Consider the following 21731-nt stretch of genomic DNA (forward strand, 5'->3'; position numbering starts at 1 on the left):
CGGCCAGTTCGCAAACCGTTTCCGCCCCGAGCGAAACGACGAGACGGCGCGATTCACCCGCGAGCTCGATCGTGGCGGTCAGAGCCCCGATGGCGAACTCAATCGCGGCGCTACGCCCCCGAGCGCTACGGCGGATCGCTTCTTGGCGAGTCCGGAGAAAGCGGCCAGTCTGACCCGCACGCTCGAGGGTTCACCGGCCGCGCCGGACGCCCACGCCGCGCTTCGCGATTATCTGCGCTCTGACTTCGCCAAGTCGGCCCTCAATGCCGACGGGACAGTCAACTCGTGTCAATCGGCGTTCGACTGGGACCCCCTATCGGCATCCAAAAGGGACCCCTTTGATCGGCGTGCTCTGCTGGTAGCGCTCGGGTCGTCGGAGCTGGTCGGGGTTGCGGAGACGGCGCGAGCGCGGGTTGTTTGAACATCGTCGCGGCTTTTGAATCGCCAGCTGTCGTTGCCGGTTTCGACGATGTCGCAGTGATGGGTCAATCGGTCGAGTAGCGCGGTGGTCATTTTGGCATCGCCGAACACGCTCGGCCATTCGCCGAACGCAAGATTGGTGGTGACAATGATGGAGGTGCGCTCGTACAGCCGGCTGATGAGATGGAACAGGAGCTGACCGCCGGATTGCGCGAACGGCAGATAGCCCAGCTCGTCGAGAACGATGAAGTCCATGCGGGTCAGATGCTCGGCGAGCCGTCCCTGCCGACCGTTGCGGGTCTCGGTCTCGAGCCGGTTGACGAGGTCGACGACGTTGTAGAAGCGTCCTCTGGCGCCATCGCGGATGCAACTTCTGGCGATGGCAATGGCGAGGTGTGTTTTGCCTGTACCGGTGCCGCCAACCAGCACGACGTTGCGTTGTTGGGCGATGAAGCCGCCGCCAGCGAGATCATTGACGAGAGTTTGATTGATCGGCGTGCCGTCGAACTGGAAGTCGGCGATGTCCTTGGCGAGCGGCAGCTTGGCAATGGTGAGCTGGTATTTGATCGACCTGGCTTGCTTCTCGTTGATCTCGGCGTTGAGCAGGTCTCCGACAATGCGCTGAGGTTCGTGCTGGCGCTTGACGGCAGTTGCCATGATCTCGTCGAAGGCGGCCTTCATGCCGTAGAGCTTGAGTTCGCCCATAAGATCGAAGATTTGGGTTCGTTCCATCAGATGGTCCTCCGGAGGTTGTCGTAGCGAGCACAATCGGCGATCGGTGCATGACGGAGCGTCAGTGCGGCCGGCGTCATGATGTTTGCCGGTGGGGCGGGTTCACGTTGACGGGCCAGGATATTGAGAACGACATCGGCGGAATGGACGCTGTGACTGAGCGCTTCGGCACAGGCCGCTTCCACCGCAGACAGACCGTCAGTCAGCACCGCGTTGAGGATGTCGACCATCTGCCGATTGCCATCGTCGGTGCTGGCCAACTTGCGCCGGATCCGCTCGATCGCGGCCGGCAGCACCCAGTCTTTGAAGGGAGCACCGTTGCGCAAGGCGCCGGGTTTGCGGGCGAGCACCGGCACATAATGCCAGGGGTCGTAGACGGTATCGCCGCGGCCAAAGGATCGCGGGTGCTCGGCAACGATACGTCCATCCTGACGGATCACGATGCGATCGGCATAGGCCTGGACCTCGACCGGTCGTCCGACTGCGCTGGCTGCGACCGAGTACTTGTTGTTGTCGAAGCGCACCAGGCAGGTCTTCGAGACCGATGCCGTCACCGCATGGAAGCCGTCGAAGCGGCCGGCATAGGGAACGAGTTTGGGGCGTTCGGCTTCGAACACGTCCCAGATCGTCTGATCGGCCAGCTCCGGATGGCGATGAGCCTTGGCGTAGGCGATGCACTTGTCGAGCAGCCAGGCGTTTAACTCGTCGAGGTTTTTGAACCGCAGCCGCGGCGTGAAGAAGCGTTCCCGGACCAGCCCGACCTGGTTCTCGACCTGCCCCTTCTCCCAGCCCGACGCTGGCGTACAGGCGACCGGATCGACCAGATAGTGGCTGCACATCTGCAGGAAGCGGCGATTGTAGAGACGGCCTTTACCGACGAAGATCGTCTCTACGGCGGTCTTCATGTTGTCGTAGATGCCGCGGGTGCAGGTGCCTTTGAACAGGGCGAACGCCCGGTCGTGGGCGTCGAACACCATCTCCTGCGTCTCCCTCGGATAGGCCCGCACGAACAGCATGCGGCTGTGACAGAGCCGGACATGAGCAGCCTTCACCATCACCGTGGTGCCGCTCAGCAGGACGACCTCGTGGCTCCAGTCGAACTGGTACGCTTCGCCTGGTGCAAAGCTCAGCGGGACATAAGCGGCTGCGGTCGATTGCCCGCGTTCCTTGCTCCACCGCCGTGCGTATCGACGAACCGCATCATAGCCGCCGGCATAACCCAGGCCGCGAAGCTCTTCGAATAGCCGGATCAGCGTCAGCCGTTCCCGTACTGCCTTGCTCTCATTCCCTGCCAGCAACCGGTCAAGCTCGGCACTCCAGGCACCGATCTTCGGGAGCGGCTGCGTCTCGCGCTCATACCGGAACTCCGTCGCTTGAGAACGAATGACCTTGCGAACCACCTTCCGCGATACGCCAAGTTCTCGGCAGATCGCCTTGATCGGACGACCATCAACAAAGTAGGCGCGACGGATCTTACCAATCGTCTCCACCACCAGCATCCCAACCTCGGCTTCCATGACTCGATGGAAGCCACTGTGGACCCTTATCCCGGGGTCCCGATTGGATGCCGATCACCCCGAAAACGGGGTCCTTATTCCATGCCGAAACACAAACTCGATCCGCGCGAACGCATGGGCGCGAAACAACGCTGACGTGTTGGCGCAATTCCCCGCGGTTCGGGTCGAGTTCGATGACATCGCCGCCGCCGCGCGTCGTGGAGAACAGATGTCCGTGCAAGCGAGGGCAGACCTCGACGCCGCCCGTACCGCCCGCAAGGCTACCGAAGCTGAGATCGATCGGTCGGCGGTCGGCACCCTGTTGCGCGAGGATCCGCGCGACGTTGCGCAGAAGCTCCTCGGCGGCAAATACGACGCTGGAGCCAAGCTGGACGACATCAACGCGCTCATCAAGAGCGATCCACAAGCGGTGCGCGGCTGGAAGGCGGCCGTGTCCGAGGTTCTCGCGGACAAGGTCCAGGGCACCCGTCAGGTAGGGGAAACGCTCGAGGTCCAGTTTGCTCGGCTGGCGCGGGAGTTCAAAGACAACGAAGCGCTGCTGGCGAAGACCTTTTCGCCAGAGGAGATGAACAACCTCCGTCAAGCGCACAAGATCCTGTCGTACTTCAAGGAGGCCGAGAAGCGAGCTACCGTTGGCAGCGACACGGCCGAAAAGCTCAACATTCCCGGCTGGGCTCAGTTGGCCGTTCGCCACTTTAAGGGCGATCTCGCCGGCGGCGGCCTCATCAAGCGGTTCAAGTTGCTCCTCGAGATGCTGCCGTCGAATAAGCAGAATGCGGATGAGATCATCCACATGGCTTGGTTCGAGCCGAACGTTGCGGCGTACCTCCTGGAGCGGCCCGTAAAGAATCCAAACGTGCCACAGTACAACATCGACTTGCGCCGTCTCATTGCGGCGGCCAACGCATCGCGCGAAAACTAAGGGGCTTAGATGCCGTCGATTGCAGCTTATGACCTCAGCGAACAGCAGCGGACATTGGTTCGCCTCATCGTCAATGAGGGGAAACGCCCGGAGGAGGCCGCCGAGCTCGCGGGCTATCACCCCAAGTCGGTATATAAGACCATGCGACTCCCAGCGGTTGCGGCCGCGATATCAGAATCGATCCAGCTCGATCTCGCTGTGGTCGGCGCTCCACTCGCCTATCGAGTGGCCAAATCGTTGTTGCAGGATGCGAGCGTCAGTGCTCGCGTCCGAGCAGACCTCTCGATCAAGGTCCTGGACCGGGCAGGGCACATCGCGCCCAGCCGCAAGGATACGTCGTCACAACAGAAGGCACTTTCCGAGATGTCTCGCGATGAGCTCGCAGCCTTCATCGAGCGCAACCAGGCCGAGATCGACAAGGTTGAAGGCGAACTAGCGTCGAGGGCCAAGGACGTGTCCTATTTGGGATGAGTGAGCGTGGCGAGTTCCATACGCCGGCTTAAAATCTCGTCAACCGTCTGCCGGCAGGATGCCGCTCCGCAATCAGAGGGAGCACGATATCTAATCTGGAACAAATCATTCGCGAACGCGCCTACCAGCTGTGGGTTGAAAGCGGCTGCGAGCACGGCAGAGCTCAGCCTAAAAAGCGAACCACGCCAATACCGCAATGATCGGGATGATTGCCACGCCGATAAGGACCAAGGGTGCAGGTTCATTGCCCGTCCGGTCGCTCAATGCTGATCTCCTCAAAGATGAAAGTCCCGCAGCAGCGTCGACGCCACCCGGCTTTCAGTGGCGGCAGAGATGCCGACAGCTCAGAGCGGCAATTCCGACCGAGCTGGACTTGTTCCTCATGTCGGCCCGCTGGGTGTCCGCGCTGTTTAGCTGCTCTCGGTACTCCCGGGCGGCCTTGAGAAGGGCTTCGCGAAGCTCATCGTCTGCCGTTTGAGCCGCGAGGGTTTCAGCCCGGTCGGCTTAGTTTTGAAGAGACTCTTTCGTCATAGCCCTTCTTCTTTTTGCCCTTCTTCTTTTTCTTCTTCAGAACTTTGGCCTGCGCTCTAAATCCTGAGGCCAGGGCCTTCATCTGCCGAGAAACGAATTCGTCGGCCGTCTCCTGAGCGGCCTTCTCGGCTACACGAGCTTGCTGTTTGAATGTTTTCGCCGGCTTCATGGGCCCACAACTTTCGCCAAAAAGTCAGGTTCCTCAAGAATCCGGCTTGAGTCTTCGTTCCCTTTTCGGTTGATCCCCATGCGCTCCGTCAGGGCAAAACTCGTCCGGTCGACGAAGGAAAAGCTCTCGTCCGCGAAGCGGGCCCCTTTCTCCGAAGCTGCATCCAGATCGGCGCGGGCGATGGGTTCGCTCCGAGCTCCGCTGTCGCGCAGCCGCTCCCAGAAGACTTTCGCCACGCCGCGGCCAAATTGGGCTTTTAAAAGCTGGCACGTCTCGACCAGCACCAAGTCCGTCGTGAGGTGTTGGTCGATGCTCTGAAGGATCGACTTGGCGCGCTCATTCTGAGCATCCCGCTTGGCGGCCGCAGCGAACCAGACGGAGGTGTCAACGAACGCACTCATGCGCGTCACTCCTGAACCGGGTACTGCCAAATGTCGCGCTTTGGCTTGTTGTCCTCAAGCCATTTCTGCGCGCACTCTTTCGAGACAAAGAGCTTGATCCAATCGGGCTCACCGATGGCTCTGGACGCCGGATCGGACAAGCAGAGCCACACCGATCCCTCGACTGGTCCGCCTTCCACTTCGTATTCCCATGCAACGCCTTCGGGGTCGTTGTCCTGGAGCCAGGCGTCGGCGGCACCGCCAGATGCAAATACCTTGACCCACACCGGATGCCTCGCCGTGCGCGCCTCGCCGTTCTCGTAGTCATCGAGGTAGAGCCATACGGTTCTGCCCTCGCGGCGAGCTTCATCATGGCTGCGTACCACCTCGTTGACCCTTTGCCGGTCCGAGCGATCGGCTTCAGGCAGCGACGTCACCGCGGCGTAGAGCTCGGCGGGAATGCTGCGCCTGTCGCCGGGAGGCTTGTGGCGCCATTCCATCCATTGATCGAATGCATCCGACATTTGGCTCACCTCCTCGGTTTGGCGCGGAAAGGACTGTCGATGGTGAAGGCGTCCGGCGCGATCCCGCTCTCGATACGCTTCCAGGTCACGGGAGCTGCAATCGGAAATCCCTCTCGGGCTCGCGGGGAATAGGTGCCGATCGCGGTGGTGCCCCGGCCATTGCGCAGATAATCGAGGAAGATGCGACCGCGACGCTTTGCCTGGGCAGACAGGAGGTAGCGGTCTGGGTGGCGCGCTGCGAGGGCGGAGACCAACTGATGCGCGACCCGATTCGCCTTGTCGTGCAGCACCGGCTGATCCAGTGGCGCCATCAGATGAATACCTTTGCCGCCGGTGAGCTTGGGCCAGGTCTCGAAACCCTGTCGTTTCATCAGCGTGCGCAGTTCGAGCGCGGTCTCCACGACGCCATCCCAGTCGACGCCCTCTCCGGGATCGAGGTCGATCACGATGCGATCGGCATGCTCGAAGTCCTCGACGGTCGCATTCCACGGGTGCAGCTCGACGGCGCCGATCTCGACGAGGCCAAGGAAACCATCCAGGCTGTCGACCCACAGGCGCGTTCCCTGGCCGCCCTCGCGCTTCTGGATAACGAGCTGGTGCACCGCAGCCGGAATGTCCTTCGGCAGCGGTCCCTTGTGATAGAAGGTCGTGCCGTGCACGTGACGAACGAGCTTCAGCGGACGATGGCCGAGGTGCGGCAGCGCCTTCTTCCAGACCCGCGTCCAATACTCTGTGAGTTCTTCTTTCGATGGAGCAACGGCTTCGGGCAGAAGCTGCAGGATGTTCGCTCGGGGGACGCCCAGCTTCGGCTGGCCGGCGACGGACGGCACCAGCCGTGGCGCCTTGACCTTGCGCACCGTAAGATCATCGCGAAAGCCCTTGAACACGGCTTCGCGCAGCAGGCCATCATCGGTCAGCGCGCCGTATTGCACCTCGATTGCAAGGGTCGGCTCCACCCAAGTCGCCTTCGGCTTTTTGACCGCCGCATCGAGCGGAGAAGTCTTGCGGATCAGCGGATCAAGCCGCTCGCGCAATTCGCGTGCGGTCGTCTCCGTGTAACCGGTACGCACCTTGCCGGCGTAGAGCAGCTTGCCGTTCTGGCGTCGGCCGACGTAGAGCGAGGCGACCTTGCGCGGGCGCGCCCCAAGCTTCTCCACGAAGGCGACGATTGGGAAGGTCTCGCTCTTCTTGCACTTGAGCTTGATCCAGCTCTCCTGCCGACCCGAGCGGTACGGCTGGCCCAGCCGCTTGGCGACCAGACCTTCGAGGCCCAGTTTGCACCCTTTGTCGAAGATCACGTGGCCGTCGGCCGCAAGCGCCTCGACGTAAATGAAGGCTTCCGGTGCGTCCTTCAGAAGCCGCTGCAGCAGGCGCTTGCGATCCTCATACACGACGCCACGCAAATCGTAGCCATCGAGGTACAGGAGATCAAAGGCGTGGTAGCGCACACGCTCGCTGCGCTGGGAGCCGAGCTCGCGCCTCAGCTGCTGGAAGTCCGGCAATCCGCCACCGCCGTACACAACGGCCTCACCGTCGATGATCGCGCTGTTTGCTTTGAGCTGGTGGGCAGCTGCGGCGATCGAGGAGAATTGTTCCGTCCAGTCCAGGCCGGCACGTGAATAGACCTTGGCATCCCCATCTCGGAGGTGCAGCTGCGCGCGGTAGCCGTCGGCCTTGATCTCGTAGACCCAGTCTTCGCCGCGCGGCGGCTTCTCGCGCAAGGTGGGATCACACGGCTCGATGTAACCAGGAATAGCAGCTTTGACGGCGCCGTGGACACGCGATACTCCCGAACGAGACTGACGCAACGCCACGGCACACATGGCGATTCAACGTCGTCACGGTGATTCGTTCCGCGTCTCGGCTCCGGATCGCCCGGAACGTGGCTTGCCTCCGGGCGTTGGCGAGCGGTGGTATAGGGGGAGGAGCGAGTGCGATGATGGAAACGGAGGCCCTACTCGAGAAATGTCCCCGATGCGGCGCATGGCCCATGGCGGCGAACATCTCAAAGTCCGCTTCCGTGCAACGCGAAATCCAGTTCAGGTGTCCGAGGTGCCAGGCGGAAGAGGTCGGCTGGCTCCGTCGTCCAACGTCCCCGCTGCGCGCTGCCTAACACCACGCGGCCGAAGAGGCCGGAGGAACTGTCGCCGTCGCGTTCTCTAAGGGCGGCAGATGCTTGTCCAGGTTCTAAGATGGCTGGATGCCGTCGAGGAAGGCGAGTAGCTCGCGTGCCTTCAATGGCCAGCGACTGGTGTCTTGGAACGTAGTTGACCTTGCCTGGTTTTTCTCTGTGATCGCCGGAGGAAAATGTGATGAAAACAACGTTGGCAGCTCTCGCGATGACACTCGCAGCCACGTTGGCGGTCTCGGCCCAGCCCGTTAGATGGACCAGATACAACATCTCCGAAAGCGGCACCTCCGTTGACTTCCCGTCCTCTATCTTTACCGAGGCAGCGGGCCGACCCGACGGTTACGGTCAACGGTTCCGCACCGCCGACGGACGCGCAGACCTCACGATCCAGGCCGCGTCCAATGTCGAGAACGATTCTCCCGCTGCTTTTCTGGCAAAGAAGCATCCGCCTCCTCGCATTCAGTACAAGCGAGTGACACCACGGTTCTTTGCGGTTTCCAGCTACAAGGGCGACAAGGTTTGGTACAACCGCTGTAACTTCTCCGGTCGGCTGGTCCATTGCGTCCTGATCAACTATCCCGCCGAAGAAGAGCGCGACTGGGACAAGATCGTCGCTCGCATCAGCTTATCGCTCAGCGGCAAATAGCTTCTCTACAGGCTCACGCTGACATCTTCGCAGTGCCGCCGTTCAAAGCGCGCTCAGGTCGTCCGGGACTTCGCCGAACTTGCGAATGACGGTGGCGTTTCCGAACTCGCCTGTCGCAGGATCTCCACTACGGCTGAACGCGACCGCGCCCAAGGATGCCGGGCTTGCGAGACAGCGCCTCGGCACGCATCACGGCGGCATTGGCCGAGAAGCACTGGGTCGCCTCGCCGGCGGCGGTGCCATCGTCGGCGGCAACGAAGGGCAATGCGACGTAATAGGTGACCTCGGCCATCTCAGTGGTACCAATCCTTCCGATCGCGCGGGACGTCGAGCCGGCGGCGCGAGTAGCCGGCGGAAACCGAGGCGCGTAGCTCCACGACCTGTGCCTCGGAACCGCGCAGAACGTAGAGAGCCCAAATCGTCTTAGGGATGCTCCGACGTGTGAACCTTCCCAGATCAGGACGGTTAACAGCGCAATCGCAGAAGTAGCCGGCAGCGCGAGGCGCCCCGGGCCGCCATTGGGAGGTGCGTCTCATGAGCCGAACAGCAACGGACGTGTTCTTGGATCACCTGGAATGCGCACAGCGAGGTGATATCGTTGCCGATATTGAGCGAAACTTTTCGCCTGCTTGTACGCTATTGACAAGCTACGGCGTCTTCCGAGGGCATGAAGGTGTCAAAGCAGCCGCCGCGCTGCTTGACCAGCAGATTGGAAAAACTGAGTATCACTATCGGACACAAATGATCGATGGCGAGCTCGCCTTTCTAGAATGGTCAGCCGAAAGCTCGCGCGCGCGTATCGACGACGGCGCTGATTCATATCTCATTCGCAATGGACGCATTGAGGCGATGACGATCCACTATACGGTGCAAAGTAAAACAGAGTAAGCCCACACGAACACCGCGGGCTTACTTTTCACTTCGGAAATGTACGACAAGGTTTTGTTCGGCTCTCGTCCAGGCCCGCACTTCGTATTGCCAACAAATAAGAACGCTCGCAATAAAGCTGATGACACCGCCTAGCGTGAGCGCCCATGGCGGCACACCGATCGCAGCTTTGATCGCCAAGCCTACGAACACGCCAGCAATGACGCTGCTGATAACGTTCACCATTCCAGCCGTGGTCATAAAAGATTGGAAGCCTGTCAGCCTGAGACCGAAGCTGTCGAGCGTGCCTCGGTAATCGTCATGAGGCGAGTGCATCAAATATGATCGCGCTCCCGGCGACCGTTCGACAAAGTAGCGTCGGATCCGAGCCATTCCGCGTGCGTGGACCATATCTTCGATCGCCACCTGAACTGAACGCACGAAGCTGACTATTCCGATAAAGTAGAGGGATGGCAGAATGATGAGGGCGAAGAAGAGGAAAGCTTCCCCCATTTGTGTGACCTGCGCGACAAATCCAAGAGCGACTGCAGTGCTTGAAACGGAAGCAATGAACAGGTTCGCCCGACCAATCGCCTCTTGGATCGTTCCGGTACGCGCCGTCTGAAGAACGAAGTGCTCGGTCGTCAGGAATTGCGCCTCTTGTTGCTTGTCTTCGTTCATGGGGAGCCTCCTTGAGAAATCATTCCTTGAGTCCTCCACTCGACAACAGGAACTCCGCGCACGCGCGTTGGTTCAAGTAAACGCGGACGAACGAGCGGAGAGACTATGCGAAGCGAATATGGAAGCGTTGTAGGAGGGATCGTAGGCGGGCCGGCGATCAACGTGGCTATGGAGGCTCGCAATGGATGGCTGCACAAGACATTAGCCGAATGCCGAGGACTGGCTGGATCGCACGCTCGAGACGCGGACTCACATCCGTCCGGGTGGAACGATAGCCCTGGAACAGACCTCGCTGGCATGGCGCCGGTACTCGGCATGACGGAAGGCGAGCACAATGCGCCAAACGCGGTCCGCATAGAGCGACTCGCTGTGCATATTCTTTACGGAGCGATTACAGGTCTCGTGGCCGATTTGGTTTCCAATCCTCGAAAGTAGACCTGACTGATTCCCACTTGGATCCAGAGGTGCTCTCCGCTCAGACTTGACGCGGATGTCGGGGAACGCCCACGGAACATTCGAGCGCAGCCCGATCCCAGCCGCCGAGGTCGGCTGCAACGCGATAGGTGCTATCCAAGAAATCCATGAGCGTTGTTTCCGGATCGGACGAGCGCCGGACAGCATCGTAGGGCAGCAAGAATTCGCCCAGCTTCTCGTCGAAGTACGCCGCCGCCGGCGACGGCTGCGCAGCCTCAAACCCTTCGGGTTTGGGATATGCGTATGAGTAGAATGCCGGAGAATCGACGCCATTCCCGCCCGGCCAAAAACCGGCCGAAGAGACCTCATGGCTATATGCCTCGCGCGTGACCGAGTCGGGCAAGGCCGGAACGCCACCGGGATGGCGCGGCGCGGCGCGACCTGAGAAGCGAGTCACTGCTAGGTCGAAGCTGCCCCAGAAAAGGTGCACCGGACTGTCCTTGCCAAGAAAGCTGGTGCGGAAGCGCTTGAACACGCGATCGACTGCTACAAGCGCCTGGAAGTAACGAGCCACCGCCTCGGCATCATAGGGCCGCTCCACATGATCCTCCGTGAACGGGATGGGATTGGGCACCTCATTCGGTTTGCCGAAGTCATCGGGGGCGGCGTCGAGCGATCGGAGCAGATCGACGAACCGCGTGTGGAAACTGGCCACCGACATACGTCCGAGAGCAAACTCCGCTCGACGCCCGTCCGTGGCAGCACCGGTTACCGTATGGCCGAGAAGGTCGAAGGTGATCTGCACGCCACCGGGGCCGTCGGGGATGAGTGACGTCGTTAGACCCCGCGCGTCGACGTAGAAGGTCGCGTGCCAGGAGTGGTTGACCCAGGGCGTCCGTGCGAGCCGATACTTGCCCACTATCTGCGTGTAGAGGTGCAGCGCGGAGCAAGTCTCGCGCCACGACTCATAAGGGATGTCGGGCCAGCCTGAGCTCACGATGGTTCTCCTGATTGAGGGATTGTGATTGTTTGCTCTCCAGCGGGCTTTCCATCCTGCACTGCCGCTTGGTTCGGCTCAAACGCTTCACAGTCAGATATTCGGATTGTTTGCGGTGGCAGTGACCCACGACGCATAGGCTTGCATAAAATTTTGAAGAAAGCGGCGGGTATCGGAGTTGGTCAGCTTCCCTTGCTGATCGAATAGCTTGTCAGCGTGACTGAGATACACTTCTGGCTGCTGCATGCAGGGAATATTAAGGAACACGAACGTCTGGCGCAAATGATGGTTAGCACCGAAGCCTCCGATCGCGCTGGGCGAAGCACTCACGATCGCCCCGGGCTTTTCGTTCCAGACGCTCTTCCCGTAAGGCCGAGAGCCGACGTCCAGAGCGTTTTTCAGGGCGGCGGGTATGGAGCGATTGTATTCTGGCGTTACGAAAAGGACAGCACTGACGCCCCTTATCCGTTCGCGGAAGTCGGTCCACTCCTGCGGCGGACGATCATCGATATCTTGGTTGTAAAGCTGCAATTGCCCGATCTCGACGATACCGAGCTTTATGTCCTCCGGCGCCAATTCGATAAGCGCTGCAGCAACCATGCGATTGATCGAACCCTTCCGAAGGCTGCCCACGATCACGGCGCTTTCACGACGAGAAGACATTGCAGCTGCCTCCTGCTCTTTAGAGCCCGTAAACATTGCTCCTTAGTTTTCGTTCCAAGGCGTCGGCCGGACGTCGGCTAATGGAATGGTCCGGCCGTGCTCCGGCCCTGCCAGCAGGACAAGCTGGCAAGGGGCGCCAAGACAAGGAGCACGCCATGTCTCAGAAACTCGACACTTCGCCCGCCGTCATCGGCATCGATATCGGCAAGAACTCGTTCCACATCATTGGTCAGAATCAGCGCGGCATCGGGCTGCGGCAGAAGTGGTCGCGCGGCCAGGTGGAAACGCGGCTCGCCAACCTGCCGCCGTGTTTGATCGGCATGGAGGCCTGCGTCGGCGCGCATCACCTCAGTCGCAAGCTGCAAATGCTTGGCCACGACGCCCGCTTGATGCCGGCGAAATACGTGCGCCCCTATTCGAAGGGACAGAAGAATGACTTCCGAGATGCGGAAGCCATCGCCGAGGCGGTCCAACGCCCGACCATGAAGTTCGTCGCAACCAAGACCGCCGACCAGCTCGACCTGCAGGCGCTGCACCGCGTGCGCGAACGATTAGTCGGTCAGCGCACCGGCGTCATCCATCAGATCCGTGCGTTCCTGCTGGAGCGGGGCATCGCGCTGCGGCAAGGCCTGCGCTCCGTGCGGTCCGAGTTGCCGGGTATCCTCGTGACGCGCACCGATGTGCTCTCGCCTCGCATGTTGCGCATCATCGAGGATCTGGCGGGCGACTGGCGCCGGCTGGATGAGCGTATCGAGGACCTCTCCAGCGAGATCGAAGCATTGGCTCGTCAAGACAAAGCCTGCGAGCGACTGATGACGGTGCCTGGCATTGGCCCGATCATCTCGAGCGCGATGGTGGCTGCGATCGGCACTGCAGACGTGTTCTCGAAAGGCCGCGACTTCGGCGCCTGGCTTGGACTGGTGGCGAAGCAGATATCGACCGGCGACCGCACGATCCTCGGCAAGATATCAAGGCGGCAATCGCTACCTGCGCGCGCTGTTTGTGCAGGCCGCGTGGGTTGTGCTGGTCAAGGTCAAGGGTTGGGAGCGCTATGGCCTCAAATCTTGGATCGAAGCCGCCAAGAAACGATTGCACCACAACGTGCTGGCCACAACGTGCTGGCGATTGCGCTCGCCAACAAGCTCGCCCGCATCGCCTGGGCGGTTCTCCCTTCGAGTGCGTCAACACGGAGGAGACGGCGTCCCGAGCTGCCTGATCCTCGCACCGTGCTCGGAGCCGTCAAGGCGCGGCCTGGCCGCGGTAGAGCAAGACGTCAGGACAGCACGACGGCCGGCCTTGACGGCCCTTGCGCGCGGCGCGTCGGCGCGCGCAGGCCGGGACGAAGGAACGGCCGCCAGGCACGAACAAAGGAACAGTGCGAAGTGAGGTGCGATCGATAACGTAACCGACATCCCTTACCCGCCGAGGTCTGCGAGAGGATGAGACAACGATGGAGGATCGGTCTTCCCGGGGCATGCGAACACTGGTGACCCGAATGGCCCGTTCGAGGCCTGTCCGCTAATTAGCTCGAATGCGCGCTGATATCCATGACTGATGGCCCGGAGCACAACACGCTCCAATCAGAGGCCGGATACATTGATGCAAGACCGCATCTGCCAGGTTGACGAAACCTCTTGCAACGCGCGGCCGGACCATACATTCGGGTCACAGCCTGACTTCCGCCCGACTTGAGCTGGGGACGGCTTATTTCCTGAAGGCAGACTAGCGGCTGTGTTGGCGGAGGTCGGCAACGGGCCAGAACCGGACCTTCGTTGCTGGCTTTCTCGCGGATCACAAGTAACGCACAGTATGCCGAACGCTCAAACGACCGCTGTTTCTTAGCATAGGCCCCGACGTTTTAGCTCGACGGCTTCCGCAGGATCGCGGACGTGATCATGGGCCGCACCGTTTGTACCGATGCTCAATCCCGTACTGGCCGTCGGTGCGGTATTGTGCGATGAATTTGCGCCACTGACCGCCGAGTGCGCCGTATAGTGGTTTCGACGCTCTGACTAAGCTGGGCGGCCAGCCCAAACCCCGTCACAGAGGGAAGGTTCCCGAAGACCGGAGGGAGCACCATGAAAGCACTACTGTCCATTCCCATAGCCGCAGCTCTTACGTGCGCTACGCTATCCGCGGGAGCCGGAGAGCCACTAAAACAGCAGCTTGTAGGCACTTGGAGCGTCGTTTCATTCGTAAACGTCAAGGAAAGGACCGGGAAAACGACCGAAGTATTTGGTTCCGATCCGAAAGGATATTTCATGTTCGATGCAGCAGATCACTTCTCAATCAATCTCCTGCGTCCGAGACGACCAAAATTTGCCCGCCGCGACTTTCCGAGTGCCGGGGAAAGCAAAGCCGCTCTGGAGGGGCTAATCGCGATGTTTGGCGACTACAAGGTCAATGAATCTGAACATTCAATGACCTTACATATTATCGGCGGTAGCTTTCCCGCGTGGGACAATTCGAATCAGAAGCGTTTCATCGCGATCAACGGCGATGAGCTCACGTATAAGAATCCTACGCCGGCATCCGGTGGGGGTACGGCTGTGGTGACACTGAAACGCGCGACAAGCGCAACCGAGTGATCTTTTGGTCGATCCGTCGCCGAGCCGCCGGTTTCATAACTCGACCCCGCGACCGGCAAGCCTCGTTATCCCAATGTGATCCAGTGAGTGGGTCCGCACACGATGTCCGCATGGGGTCAACATGCGAAGAACTCAACCTGAGGAAATCTAGTCCGCCATGCCTCACTAAGCGGACCTGAACGAGGTGCAACGCTAGTTCGGGAATGGGCCAACAACGGAAATAGGCCGGCGTCAATTCAATGCCGTCGTTATCGCTTCCAGTAACGCTTGGTCAGTATAAGGCTTTTGAAGGATTCGCGCTTCGACGAGATCGTGCAGAAGCTCACGATTGCTATAGCCAGTGACCAGGATCACCGGTAAGCTAGAGTGCTCGGTATGTATGGTTTTTGCGAGATCTAGGCCGGTCATTTCCGGCATGGCGAAATCCGCAAGAACGAGATCAACCCTCAGCCCGCTTGTTATTAGCTGAAGCGCTTCACTTCCGCTCGTGGCTGCAACCGTCATATACCCGAAGGCGTCCAGTAATCTGATGGTAGTCCTAAGGACTGCCTGTTCATCATCCACAACCAGGATAATCACCGCCGCCTTGGCCCGGGAACTCTTCCTTATATCGTTTGATCCCCGATCGGCATCGACCAGGGCCAGTTCGCCCCGAGGCAAGAAGACCTTTACAGAGGTGCCCTCGCGGACGTGCGAAACGATCTTCACGCCCCCGCCCGATTGCTTGGCAAAACCAAGCACTTGCGCCAACCCTAGACCCGAATGCTTTCCCGGTTGCTTAGTGGTGAAGAAGGGTTCGAAAACACGGGGGAGCACATCGTCCGGGATACCGGCGCCGGTATCATTGACGGCCAGACCAACATACTCCCCTGGAGCGGGTCCTCCCGCGCCGTTAGGCTGGCCATCGATAACTGCATTGAATGTTTCAAGAGTCAAAATGCCGCCCGACTGCATGGCGTCTTTGGCATTTAGGGCCAAGTTCAGGATGATCAATTCAATCTGGGTCGGATCGACCAGGGCGGGCCAAAGGTCTACTGCCATTTCCATTCGGAGCTGTACGGTCCCGCCAAGCGCAACACCAAGCAGATCGGTCATTCCTGCGATCTTGCTGTTAACGTCGACAACCTGAGCCTCGAGGCGCTGCTTGCGCGAGAAAGCGAGGAGCTGCTTGGTCAGGTTTGCGCCTCGCTCGGCAGCGTGGCGGATCAGTTCGAGACCTTCCTGATCGCCGGGCTCACGCAGATTGTGGGACAACAGACGTGTGTTTGTAAGAACAACACTGAGCAGGTTGTTAAAGTCGTGCGCTACGCCGGACGTGATCTGCCCGATTGCATCAAGTCGCTGCAATTGCTGAACGGCGGCTTCGGCCATCTCCCGTTGTGCGATCTGCGAGCGCAGCGCGTTATTGGTCTCTTCCAGCTCCCGAGTTCGTGCTACGACGCGGCGCTCGAGCGTTTTCTCAATACGTTTTCGATCGGTGACATCGATCACGACGCCATAAAACCAAACGGGCTTGTCATTCTCGAAATGCGTTTGGCCACGCGTCGCGATCCAACGCTCTCTGCCGTCGTTGCCGAGCACCCGATATTCGACGTCGTAAACACCGTCGCCCTGTGAGTCAGTACACCGTTGAATAGCAGCCTCGACAGCTCCCAAGTCGTCCGGATGCACCGCTGTGCGCCAGGTGTCGTAGTCCACAGTCGCGTCCGCCGGAAGGCCCCACATCGCGCGGCACTTTTCGTCCCAGTCCAGCTCATTAGTTTGAGGGTTCCAGGAATAGCGGCCCAATTTTACCAAGTCGACCGCAGCCTTTAGCCGCGCTTCGCTCTCGCGCAAGGCCCATTCGGCCCGGTCCCGCTCCGCCTTTTCCTTTACGGCGTTGGTGGTTTCGAAAGCAGTGGCGAGATTGGCGACGACCGCGCCCGTCTCATCGCGGATGGGCGTAAAATACGACGTGAAAAACGCTTCCTCAGGACCGCCGTTGCGCTGGAGCGTCCAGGAATGGTCTTCCAGCGTAACGGTCTCGCCCGCGAAAACACGGTGGTGGATCGCCTCGGCCGCCTCCCATACCTCGCCCCAGACTTCGCGCCCCGGTCGGCCGAAGGCACGAGGATGCATCGTCCCCATGAACGCCCGATGGACCTCATTGTAGATTAGGATGCGCTCGGGACCCCAGATCAGATTCATCGCGAGTTGCGATGCCATCATGAGGTCGATGGTGGTCTTGAGGCTCTGGGGCCAATTGGAAATCGGCCCAAGCGGAGTCTTCTCCCAATCGAACGCGCGAACGCGCGCGCCCATCTCGCCGCCGCTCGCGGGCCAAGCTGATGGTCCTGGCTGAAGGTCCTTGCCCACTGAGCCTCTCCCGTGCGCCGGGGAACAGGCCGCCGTTGCGCTGAAGTACGATAGATTAGCCCAAGCAATCAGCATCAAAAAGCACCTTCCTGCAGGTGGATTGGCTTGGTGTCCTTAAGTCCGCTCCGGGCCAAACTCAGACATCCGTTTAGATGCTCGCGGCGAATAGATCCCACCGGCCCGGAAGTCCCTTAAGTTCATGGGATCCGCGCCCGGCGAACGTCAGGCCTGCACCTGCGACGAGATCGGTGACGACCCGTGACACCAGAACTTCGTCTGGCTGCGACTGAGTCATGACGCGCGAAGCCGTATGCACAGCGACACCACCGATGTCGCGCCCCCTGAGCTCGATTTCGCCGGTGTGAAGACCGGCGCGAATCGGCAAGCCAATCTGTTTTGCAGCTGCTCCGAGCGCGAGAGCGCAACGGACGCCGCGGGCCGGCCCATCGAAAGTGGCTAGAATGCCGTCCCCGGTTGACTTGATCAAAATGCCACGATGCTTCTCGACGATCAGCGATGCCAACTCATCGTGGCTGTCGAGCAATTTGCGCCACACCCGGTCGCCGGTCTCGGCAGCACGACGCGTTGAATCGACGATATCCGTGAACAGGACAGTGGCAAGAACGCGATCTATGTCTTCGGGGGCGCTGTCGCGATGCCCGGTCATAAACTCTTCGATATCGCCAAGCAGCTCTTCGCGATCGCTGAAGCCGAAATAGGGGGAGTGGTCGTCTCCGGGATACTCGATGAAGCGCGCCCCCGGAATCCCAGCGGCTAAGTCGCGGCCATGTTCGACGGGCACCTGCACGTCCCCGCGCCGGTGCAGGACCAGTGTTGGAGCGCGGACGCTATCAAGCAGCGAACTCACGTCGATCGATGCATTGAGCAGTGCAAACTGCCCAATGGCGCCGGGACTCGCCGAAAGTCTTTCATACTTCGCGAATTGAGCCACGGCGGCGGGATCTGTCGCAAGGCTTGGGGCAATCCTGTTGATCATCGTGCCCGCACCCCATGACTTAATGAGTTGCATTGCCCCTTGCTCGACGTCTCCAGGCAAGTCGCGTCGCCGCCGATAGCCGCCAAAGAGGATGAGTTTCGATACGCGCTCGGGATAGGTGGCCGCAAACATCACACTCATCGCGCATCCCTCGGAAACCCCGAGCAGTGCGGTTTGGGCTGATCCGATGCTATCCATGATGGCGCGAACGTCATCCATCCGTTGTTCGAGCGAGGGGGCTCCAGCCACTCTATCTGAAAGCCCTTGGCCTCTCTTATCGAAGGCAACAACCCGGGTGAAGGTCGAAAGGCGGCGCATGAACGCGCTGTACCCCCGCAATTCGTGCAGGAACTCGACGTGCGAAATAATACCTGGAACCACGATGATATCGACGGGTCCGTCGCCCATCACCTGATAGGCAATATTGACGTCGCCGCTAATCGCGTAGCGTGTTTCCGGCAGGACGAACTCGGTCATCAGACGTGTACCTAAGAGTGCGCTGCCTATTGTTATCTGAGTGAAGAACCGAATCAAGCCGACCTAATGCGTTCCGAGTGTCCACTAGTTGTTCGAACCGTGTCGAACACAGAACAGGATCTGGTGATCCGTCTCCTTGCAACGAGCCTAATATTGCCTAGTCTGTGTTCTCAAGCGCCGAACATTCCCGGTCGCTTCGCAAGCGCTCGAGCCTCACGCGGCAGGATCTGGTAAGCCTGCTTGAAGCGCCGCCCAAAATGGGTCAGGTCTGAGAATCCCCAGCCGTAGGCTATTTCGCTGATAGTCCGGTTTGCTTGGGCGGGATCTTCGAGAGCACACCGACACCGCGCAAGCCGCCGCGCCAGGATCAAGCGCGCGAGTGATGTATTATGTTCCTCAAGAATCTGATTCGCATAGCGCACGCTGACGCCGACACTATCGGCTACGGTCTGTGGATCTAGACAACGGTCATTTAACCTAGCCTCGATGACTGCTCGTATATTCAAGAGCAAAAGTCCCCTCGAGCAGGCGACGCGAGGACGGGCACCTTCTACAGCCTTGGCCAGCGATACGGCGATCAGGTCGAGCACATGGTTGCCGACTAACTGATCGCTGATCGAGTTCATTTGGCTCGCAAGCGAAGGCAACATCCCCATCACCATTGACGTCAAGCGATCCTGCGCCCGCGCCGGCGGTATCAGGCGTGTAACCATGTTCCGGATTTTGCCCAAACGCGCTTCCAATTGGCGACGTGGAACCTTGACGACAAGCATCTTGGAGTCTTGCAAGAACTTGCCGCTGTAGGGCAGCAAAGGGTCCAAGAGCACCACACTGCCGGCGGCCAGCGTGATCTCGCGATACTCTTGGTCAAGTAGAACGCTGCCCGACAACTGACGGCACACAAACACGTGGTCGGACTTGGTGCGAGAAGCATGCGCTGCTGTATGTGAGATCTGCATCGGGGAATTGCTAAACAAAATGAGCTCTAACTTGCACAGCCTACCCAACTCGACCTCAGCATCAAAGCTGAGTCGCGCCTCCGGTCGAGAGTCGTGATCTACGATCTGTTTGCACGCGACGCTATGCCAGTGATCGAACTTATCGCGGCGATGAATTCGTCGGGTCGAGAAGATGGTTTCCACGCGGCAACCTCCTTACGCCCAGCCAGCCGAACAATTGTTCCTAAGTAGCCGATACCGGAAAAGGCATTATGAGCTAGTTTTCTGGGTCTCGTAACTGGAAATCTCGGGATGCGGTTCTTCTTCCACGTTTTGGGCAACGGAATAACGGTAGAGGACGGGTCAGGTACTGTCCTGCCAGGTCCTGAGGCTGCGAGGCTCTATGCCTCAGTTATCGCTGGTGAACTTGCCCAGGATGGGAACCAATACCGCGGCTGCGACGTCTGTGCCGTCGACGAAGTTGGCAATGAGATCGCCCGTCTGTCGGTCGTTGTTCCGAGCTAGAAAGGGCACTCGACCTGAGCGAGCCCTCTTTACAGCGGGCCAAAAAGGCCGACCCAGGCTTTTAACTGCCGCTTATCGCCCGCCATGACAGGCCAGCAATGAAAGATACCTCTGCAATGGCTGCGCTGTTCGTTGACGGCGCCAACCTTCACCTTACGGCGAAAGCGCTTGGCTTCGACACGACTACCGAAAGCTTCTTGCCGAATTTCAAAGCCGCGCAACCGTATTGCGGCCCCCCCTATACCGTGATCATCGAGGGGCAAGAGTACTCGAGCATCCAGCCTCTGCTGGGTTAGCTGAACTAGAACGGCTTCATGGTCATGTCGAAGCCAGTCAAAGAATCTGTCGACGCAAGGGGGCGCCGCAAAATCAGGCGCAGCATGGGGATCGAGATGGCGGTCGACGCTACGCGATTGGCGGCGCATGTGGACCAGACGATCCTATTTTCGGGAAATGGCGATTTGCGTCCGCTGATCAAAGCGGTTCAGCGCCAGGCCCAACAGCCGACATTCAGAAATAACGCGGCCCGCAAGCAGAGCGCGAATGCACCCCCTCAAGGTGGCGCAGGTATCAAGCCGTGACGTTTCATGATCTCGCCCATCCGAGCAGGATCAGGAGGCGCAGGGCCGCCGATGGCTGCCGCCATTTCGCGGAAGAATTCGGGCCCGAGAACCCCCGGTGTGAGAACGCAAAGCATTTTCGCAATCGCCTGTGTCTCGTTGACGAAACCGTGGACAACGCCTCGCGGGATGAAGAGATCGTCTCCTGGCTTGATCTCGATCCGTTTGCCAGCGACCGTCCAAGTGATGACGCCCTCAAGACCGTAGATCGTTTCCTCCCAGTCACGGTGATGGTGCGGGACCGGCACACGAGAGTTTGGCGGGAGCATCACCTCAAACATATCAAGTGCCCCGCTGGTGTCATACTTCGTGCGCAAAATTCGCAATTGCATTGCGCCTACCTTGATGAGTTCAGCCATGGTCGCACCTTCCGTTGGCTAGAGACAACATCGCGGGACGGCTGCAGCTCATCCGAACCGAACTATCGGCAGGAGCTTATGACCGGGCCTTGGGGATGTCTAATGAGGGAGATCACGTCCGAGAAGGGTCCACAAGCCGCCGATCACGGCTAAGATGGGAGACTTCCGCTTGGGGTTGGGTAAGCCGACGTTTATGACGTCCTAGCTAGCTTCACAGCTTGCGCCGCGGCCTTCCCGCCGGGCTCCTCACGAGGGGGCGCATGACCGCATGCTGGTGATGCTGCTGTCGAAACGTTTCGGCAGCAGCGGCTTCTCGTGCGGCGGGGCGTCGTTGCAGGCCGGGCAGGGCTCTCCGGCGACCCCGCAGCCGCAGGCGTTTGGTCCCTCCCAGGGGCGTTCGGGATGGTTCTCGCAAGCCAGCGGGGGCCGTCACAGCGGGCGCATGCAAACGTCCGGTCCTCCATCAGTGCGACGCGGGCTCCTCCTCGATCTCCTGCCCGTGCAGATGGTCGAGCACATCGCCGAGGTCGCGCATGTCCAGCATCTTCCGCAAATCGTGTGCAGCGGATGAAGTAGTCGCGCTCGCTTTGCGAGGCGAGGCCTTCCGGCTTGCCCTCCCGGAACATCACGCGCTCCTTGCAACGCTAGCGCGAGCGGTACATCAAAGCGCCTGGTCGCGTTGGCGCGGATGAAGCCCTGCACGGCGGCTGAGACGTCATCATCACTGTCGACCGCGCGCTGGGTCAGCGTGTTTGCGACGTCGGAGGTGGCGTCGCGCGACCATCTCGGTCGGGTTGAAGCACACGA

At 60.0% G+C, this 21731-nt stretch carries 23 protein-coding genes and 2 pseudogenes; 11 read left to right on the forward strand and 14 right to left on the reverse strand.

The window, feature by feature from the left end; all coding sequences use genetic code 11:
* Window positions 1–288: 288 nt before the first annotated feature.
* Together istB and istA are read right to left on the reverse strand one after the other, a co-directional pair.
* The gene (gene istB, locus IVB19_RS17480; RefSeq protein ID WP_166107168.1) at window positions 289–1152 is read right to left on the reverse strand and encodes an IS21-like element helper ATPase IstB; all 864 of its coding nucleotides are present in this window, start codon (window positions 1150–1152) and stop codon (window positions 289–291) included.
* 8 nt (window positions 1153–1160) lie between these two features.
* Window positions 1161–2651: pseudogene (gene istA, locus IVB19_RS17485) on the reverse strand (IS21 family transposase); the annotation flags it as partial.
* Between the two features lie 61 nt (window positions 2652–2712).
* Here istA and IVB19_RS17490 point away from each other — a divergent pair.
* From IVB19_RS17490 to IVB19_RS40680, 3 genes are all read left to right on the forward strand, one after another.
* Entirely contained in the window at window positions 2713–3591 is an 879-nt protein-coding gene (locus tag IVB19_RS17490) for a hypothetical protein (protein WP_247821607.1), read from the forward strand.
* 9 nt (window positions 3592–3600) lie between these two features.
* Entirely contained in the window at window positions 3601–4062 is a 462-nt protein-coding gene (locus tag IVB19_RS17495) for a hypothetical protein (RefSeq protein ID WP_247821608.1), read from the forward strand.
* 104 nt (window positions 4063–4166) lie between these two features.
* Window positions 4167–4262: a DUF2934 domain-containing protein gene (locus IVB19_RS40680; RefSeq protein WP_456649726.1), complete on the forward strand. Its 96-nt coding sequence runs from the start codon at window positions 4167–4169 to the stop codon at window positions 4260–4262.
* A 290-nt stretch (window positions 4263–4552) separates the two neighbouring features.
* Here the strand turns inward: IVB19_RS40680 and IVB19_RS17500 are convergent, their stop codons facing one another.
* Genes IVB19_RS17500 through ligD form a run of 4 tightly spaced genes read right to left on the reverse strand, consistent with a single transcriptional unit; the run spans window position 4553 to window position 7489 of the window.
* Window positions 4553–4762, reverse strand: coding sequence for a hypothetical protein (locus IVB19_RS17500; protein WP_247821609.1), 210 nt, complete (start codon window positions 4760–4762; stop codon window positions 4553–4555).
* Window positions 4759–5163 carry a type II toxin-antitoxin system VapC family toxin gene (locus IVB19_RS17505; protein WP_247821610.1) on the reverse strand — a complete coding sequence of 135 codons (405 nt, stop codon included), beginning with the start codon at window positions 5161–5163 and terminating at the stop codon, window positions 4759–4761. Before IVB19_RS17505 ends, IVB19_RS17500 begins: the two co-directional genes overlap by 4 nt.
* Before the next feature lie 5 nt (window positions 5164–5168).
* The gene (locus IVB19_RS17510) at window positions 5169–5642 is read right to left on the reverse strand and encodes a hypothetical protein (protein WP_247821611.1); all 474 of its coding nucleotides are present in this window, start codon (window positions 5640–5642) and stop codon (window positions 5169–5171) included.
* Window positions 5643–5671: 29 nt separating this feature from the next.
* Entirely contained in the window at window positions 5672–7489 is a 1818-nt protein-coding gene (gene ligD, locus IVB19_RS17515) for a DNA ligase D (protein WP_247821612.1), read from the reverse strand.
* Between the two features lie 489 nt (window positions 7490–7978).
* On the opposite strand from ligD, the gene IVB19_RS17520 reads away from it, so the two are divergent.
* Entirely contained in the window at window positions 7979–8443 is a 465-nt protein-coding gene (locus IVB19_RS17520; RefSeq protein WP_247821613.1) for a hypothetical protein, read from the forward strand.
* Window positions 8444–8485: 42 nt separating this feature from the next.
* Here IVB19_RS17520 and IVB19_RS17525 read toward each other — a convergent pair.
* Window positions 8486–8735 (reverse strand): annotated as a pseudogene (locus tag IVB19_RS17525) (hypothetical protein).
* A 242-nt stretch (window positions 8736–8977) separates the two neighbouring features.
* Between IVB19_RS17525 and IVB19_RS17530 the strand changes: the two are divergent.
* Complete coding sequence (locus IVB19_RS17530) at window positions 8978–9331, forward strand: nuclear transport factor 2-like protein (protein WP_247821614.1); 354 nt, start codon at window positions 8978–8980, stop codon at window positions 9329–9331.
* 21 nt (window positions 9332–9352) lie between these two features.
* Here IVB19_RS17530 and IVB19_RS17535 read toward each other — a convergent pair whose 3' ends face one another.
* From IVB19_RS17535 to IVB19_RS17545, 3 genes are all read right to left on the reverse strand, one after another.
* The gene (locus tag IVB19_RS17535) at window positions 9353–9991 is read right to left on the reverse strand and encodes a hypothetical protein (protein WP_247821615.1); all 639 of its coding nucleotides are present in this window, start codon (window positions 9989–9991) and stop codon (window positions 9353–9355) included.
* Window positions 9992–10466: 475 nt separating this feature from the next.
* On the reverse strand, window positions 10467–11402 hold the full coding sequence (locus tag IVB19_RS17540) for a DUF5996 family protein (protein ID WP_247821616.1): 936 nt from the start codon (window positions 11400–11402) through the stop codon (window positions 10467–10469).
* A 93-nt stretch (window positions 11403–11495) separates the two neighbouring features.
* Window positions 11496–12065, reverse strand: coding sequence for an NADPH-dependent FMN reductase (locus IVB19_RS17545; protein ID WP_247821617.1), 570 nt, complete (start codon window positions 12063–12065; stop codon window positions 11496–11498).
* 80 nt (window positions 12066–12145) lie between these two features.
* Between IVB19_RS17545 and IVB19_RS17550 the strand changes: the two genes are divergently transcribed.
* Window positions 12146–13465, forward strand: a complete 1320-nt coding sequence (locus tag IVB19_RS17550; RefSeq protein ID WP_247821618.1) for an IS110 family RNA-guided transposase — start codon at window positions 12146–12148, stop codon at window positions 13463–13465.
* Between the two features lie 678 nt (window positions 13466–14143).
* Complete coding sequence (locus IVB19_RS17555) at window positions 14144–14653, forward strand: lipocalin-like domain-containing protein (RefSeq protein WP_247821619.1); 510 nt, start codon at window positions 14144–14146, stop codon at window positions 14651–14653.
* A gap of 231 nt (window positions 14654–14884) precedes the next feature.
* Here IVB19_RS17555 and IVB19_RS17560 read toward each other — a convergent pair whose 3' ends face one another.
* The 3 genes from IVB19_RS17560 to IVB19_RS17570 form a co-directional block, all read right to left on the reverse strand.
* Window positions 14885–17008 (reverse strand): hybrid sensor histidine kinase/response regulator, encoded by a 2124-nt coding sequence (locus IVB19_RS17560; protein ID WP_247821620.1) that lies wholly within the window; start codon window positions 17006–17008, stop codon window positions 14885–14887.
* 148 nt (window positions 17009–17156) lie between these two features.
* Window positions 17157–18482: an adenylate/guanylate cyclase domain-containing protein gene (locus IVB19_RS17565; protein ID WP_247821621.1), complete on the reverse strand. Its 1326-nt coding sequence runs from the start codon at window positions 18480–18482 to the stop codon at window positions 17157–17159.
* 170 nt (window positions 18483–18652) lie between these two features.
* Window positions 18653–19624, reverse strand: a complete 972-nt coding sequence (locus IVB19_RS17570; RefSeq protein WP_247821622.1) for an AraC-like ligand-binding domain-containing protein — start codon at window positions 19622–19624, stop codon at window positions 18653–18655.
* A gap of 108 nt (window positions 19625–19732) precedes the next feature.
* On the opposite strand from IVB19_RS17570, the gene IVB19_RS40685 reads away from it, so the two are divergent.
* The 3 genes from IVB19_RS40685 (at window position 19733) to IVB19_RS40695 (ending at window position 20526) form a co-directional block, all read left to right on the forward strand.
* The gene (locus tag IVB19_RS40685; protein WP_524536757.1) at window positions 19733–19945 is read left to right on the forward strand and encodes a DUF6894 family protein; all 213 of its coding nucleotides are present in this window, start codon (window positions 19733–19735) and stop codon (window positions 19943–19945) included.
* Window positions 19946–20061: 116 nt separating this feature from the next.
* Window positions 20062–20241: a hypothetical protein gene (locus IVB19_RS40690; RefSeq protein WP_524536758.1), complete on the forward strand. Its 180-nt coding sequence runs from the start codon at window positions 20062–20064 to the stop codon at window positions 20239–20241.
* An 18-nt stretch (window positions 20242–20259) separates the two neighbouring features.
* Window positions 20260–20526, forward strand: coding sequence for an NYN domain-containing protein (locus IVB19_RS40695; RefSeq protein ID WP_524536759.1), 267 nt, complete (start codon window positions 20260–20262; stop codon window positions 20524–20526).
* Here the strand turns inward: IVB19_RS40695 and IVB19_RS17580 are convergent.
* Window positions 20499–20924 (reverse strand): cupin domain-containing protein, encoded by a 426-nt coding sequence (locus tag IVB19_RS17580; RefSeq protein WP_247821623.1) that lies wholly within the window; start codon window positions 20922–20924, stop codon window positions 20499–20501. The two genes, IVB19_RS40695 and IVB19_RS17580, sit on opposite strands and share 28 nt — an antisense overlap.
* A 268-nt stretch (window positions 20925–21192) precedes the next feature.
* On the opposite strand from IVB19_RS17580, the gene IVB19_RS17585 reads away from it, so the two are divergent.
* Window positions 21193–21495 carry a hypothetical protein gene (locus IVB19_RS17585; protein WP_247821624.1) on the forward strand — a complete coding sequence of 101 codons (303 nt, stop codon included), beginning with the start codon at window positions 21193–21195 and terminating at the stop codon, window positions 21493–21495.
* Window positions 21496–21731 lie beyond the last annotated feature (236 nt).

Origin of the sequence: Bradyrhizobium sp. 187, assembly GCF_023101005.1 — a bacterium.
Taxonomy (GTDB): domain Bacteria; phylum Pseudomonadota; class Alphaproteobacteria; order Rhizobiales; family Xanthobacteraceae; genus Bradyrhizobium; species Bradyrhizobium canariense_D.

What these genes read in the sequence shown, in the direction of transcription:
- IVB19_RS17500 (WP_247821609.1), bottom strand. Translation starts at nt 4,762, where the DNA reads ATGAAGCCGGCGAAAACATTCAAACAGCAAGCTCGTGTAGCCGAGAAG.
- IVB19_RS17520 (WP_247821613.1), top strand. Translation starts at nt 7,979, where the DNA reads ATGAAAACAACGTTGGCAGCTCTCGCGATGACACTCGCAGCCACGTTG.
- IVB19_RS17555 (WP_247821619.1), top strand. Translation starts at nt 14,144, where the DNA reads ATGAAAGCACTACTGTCCATTCCCATAGCCGCAGCTCTTACGTGCGCT.
- IVB19_RS40685 (WP_524536757.1), top strand. Translation starts at nt 19,733, where the DNA reads ATGCGGTTCTTCTTCCACGTTTTGGGCAACGGAATAACGGTAGAGGAC.
- IVB19_RS40695 (WP_524536759.1), top strand. Translation starts at nt 20,260, where the DNA reads ATGGTCATGTCGAAGCCAGTCAAAGAATCTGTCGACGCAAGGGGGCGC.
- ligD (WP_247821612.1), bottom strand. Translation starts at nt 7,489, where the DNA reads ATGTGTGCCGTGGCGTTGCGTCAGTCTCGTTCGGGAGTATCGCGTGTC.
- IVB19_RS17545 (WP_247821617.1), bottom strand. Translation starts at nt 12,065, where the DNA reads ATGTCTTCTCGTCGTGAAAGCGCCGTGATCGTGGGCAGCCTTCGGAAG.
- IVB19_RS17550 (WP_247821618.1), top strand. Translation starts at nt 12,146, where the DNA reads ATGGAATGGTCCGGCCGTGCTCCGGCCCTGCCAGCAGGACAAGCTGGC.
- IVB19_RS40690 (WP_524536758.1), top strand. Translation starts at nt 20,062, where the DNA reads ATGGCTGCGCTGTTCGTTGACGGCGCCAACCTTCACCTTACGGCGAAA.
- IVB19_RS17580 (WP_247821623.1), bottom strand. Translation starts at nt 20,924, where the DNA reads ATGGCTGAACTCATCAAGGTAGGCGCAATGCAATTGCGAATTTTGCGC.
- IVB19_RS17565 (WP_247821621.1), bottom strand. Translation starts at nt 18,482, where the DNA reads ATGACCGAGTTCGTCCTGCCGGAAACACGCTACGCGATTAGCGGCGAC.
- IVB19_RS17530 (WP_247821614.1), top strand. Translation starts at nt 8,978, where the DNA reads ATGAGCCGAACAGCAACGGACGTGTTCTTGGATCACCTGGAATGCGCA.
- IVB19_RS17585 (WP_247821624.1), top strand. Translation starts at nt 21,193, where the DNA reads ATGCTGGTGATGCTGCTGTCGAAACGTTTCGGCAGCAGCGGCTTCTCG.
- IVB19_RS17495 (WP_247821608.1), top strand. Translation starts at nt 3,601, where the DNA reads ATGCCGTCGATTGCAGCTTATGACCTCAGCGAACAGCAGCGGACATTG.
- IVB19_RS17505 (WP_247821610.1), bottom strand. Translation starts at nt 5,163, where the DNA reads ATGAGTGCGTTCGTTGACACCTCCGTCTGGTTCGCTGCGGCCGCCAAG.
- IVB19_RS17510 (WP_247821611.1), bottom strand. Translation starts at nt 5,642, where the DNA reads ATGGAATGGCGCCACAAGCCTCCCGGCGACAGGCGCAGCATTCCCGCC.
- istB (WP_166107168.1), bottom strand. Translation starts at nt 1,152, where the DNA reads ATGGAACGAACCCAAATCTTCGATCTTATGGGCGAACTCAAGCTCTAC.
- IVB19_RS17535 (WP_247821615.1), bottom strand. Translation starts at nt 9,991, where the DNA reads ATGAACGAAGACAAGCAACAAGAGGCGCAATTCCTGACGACCGAGCAC.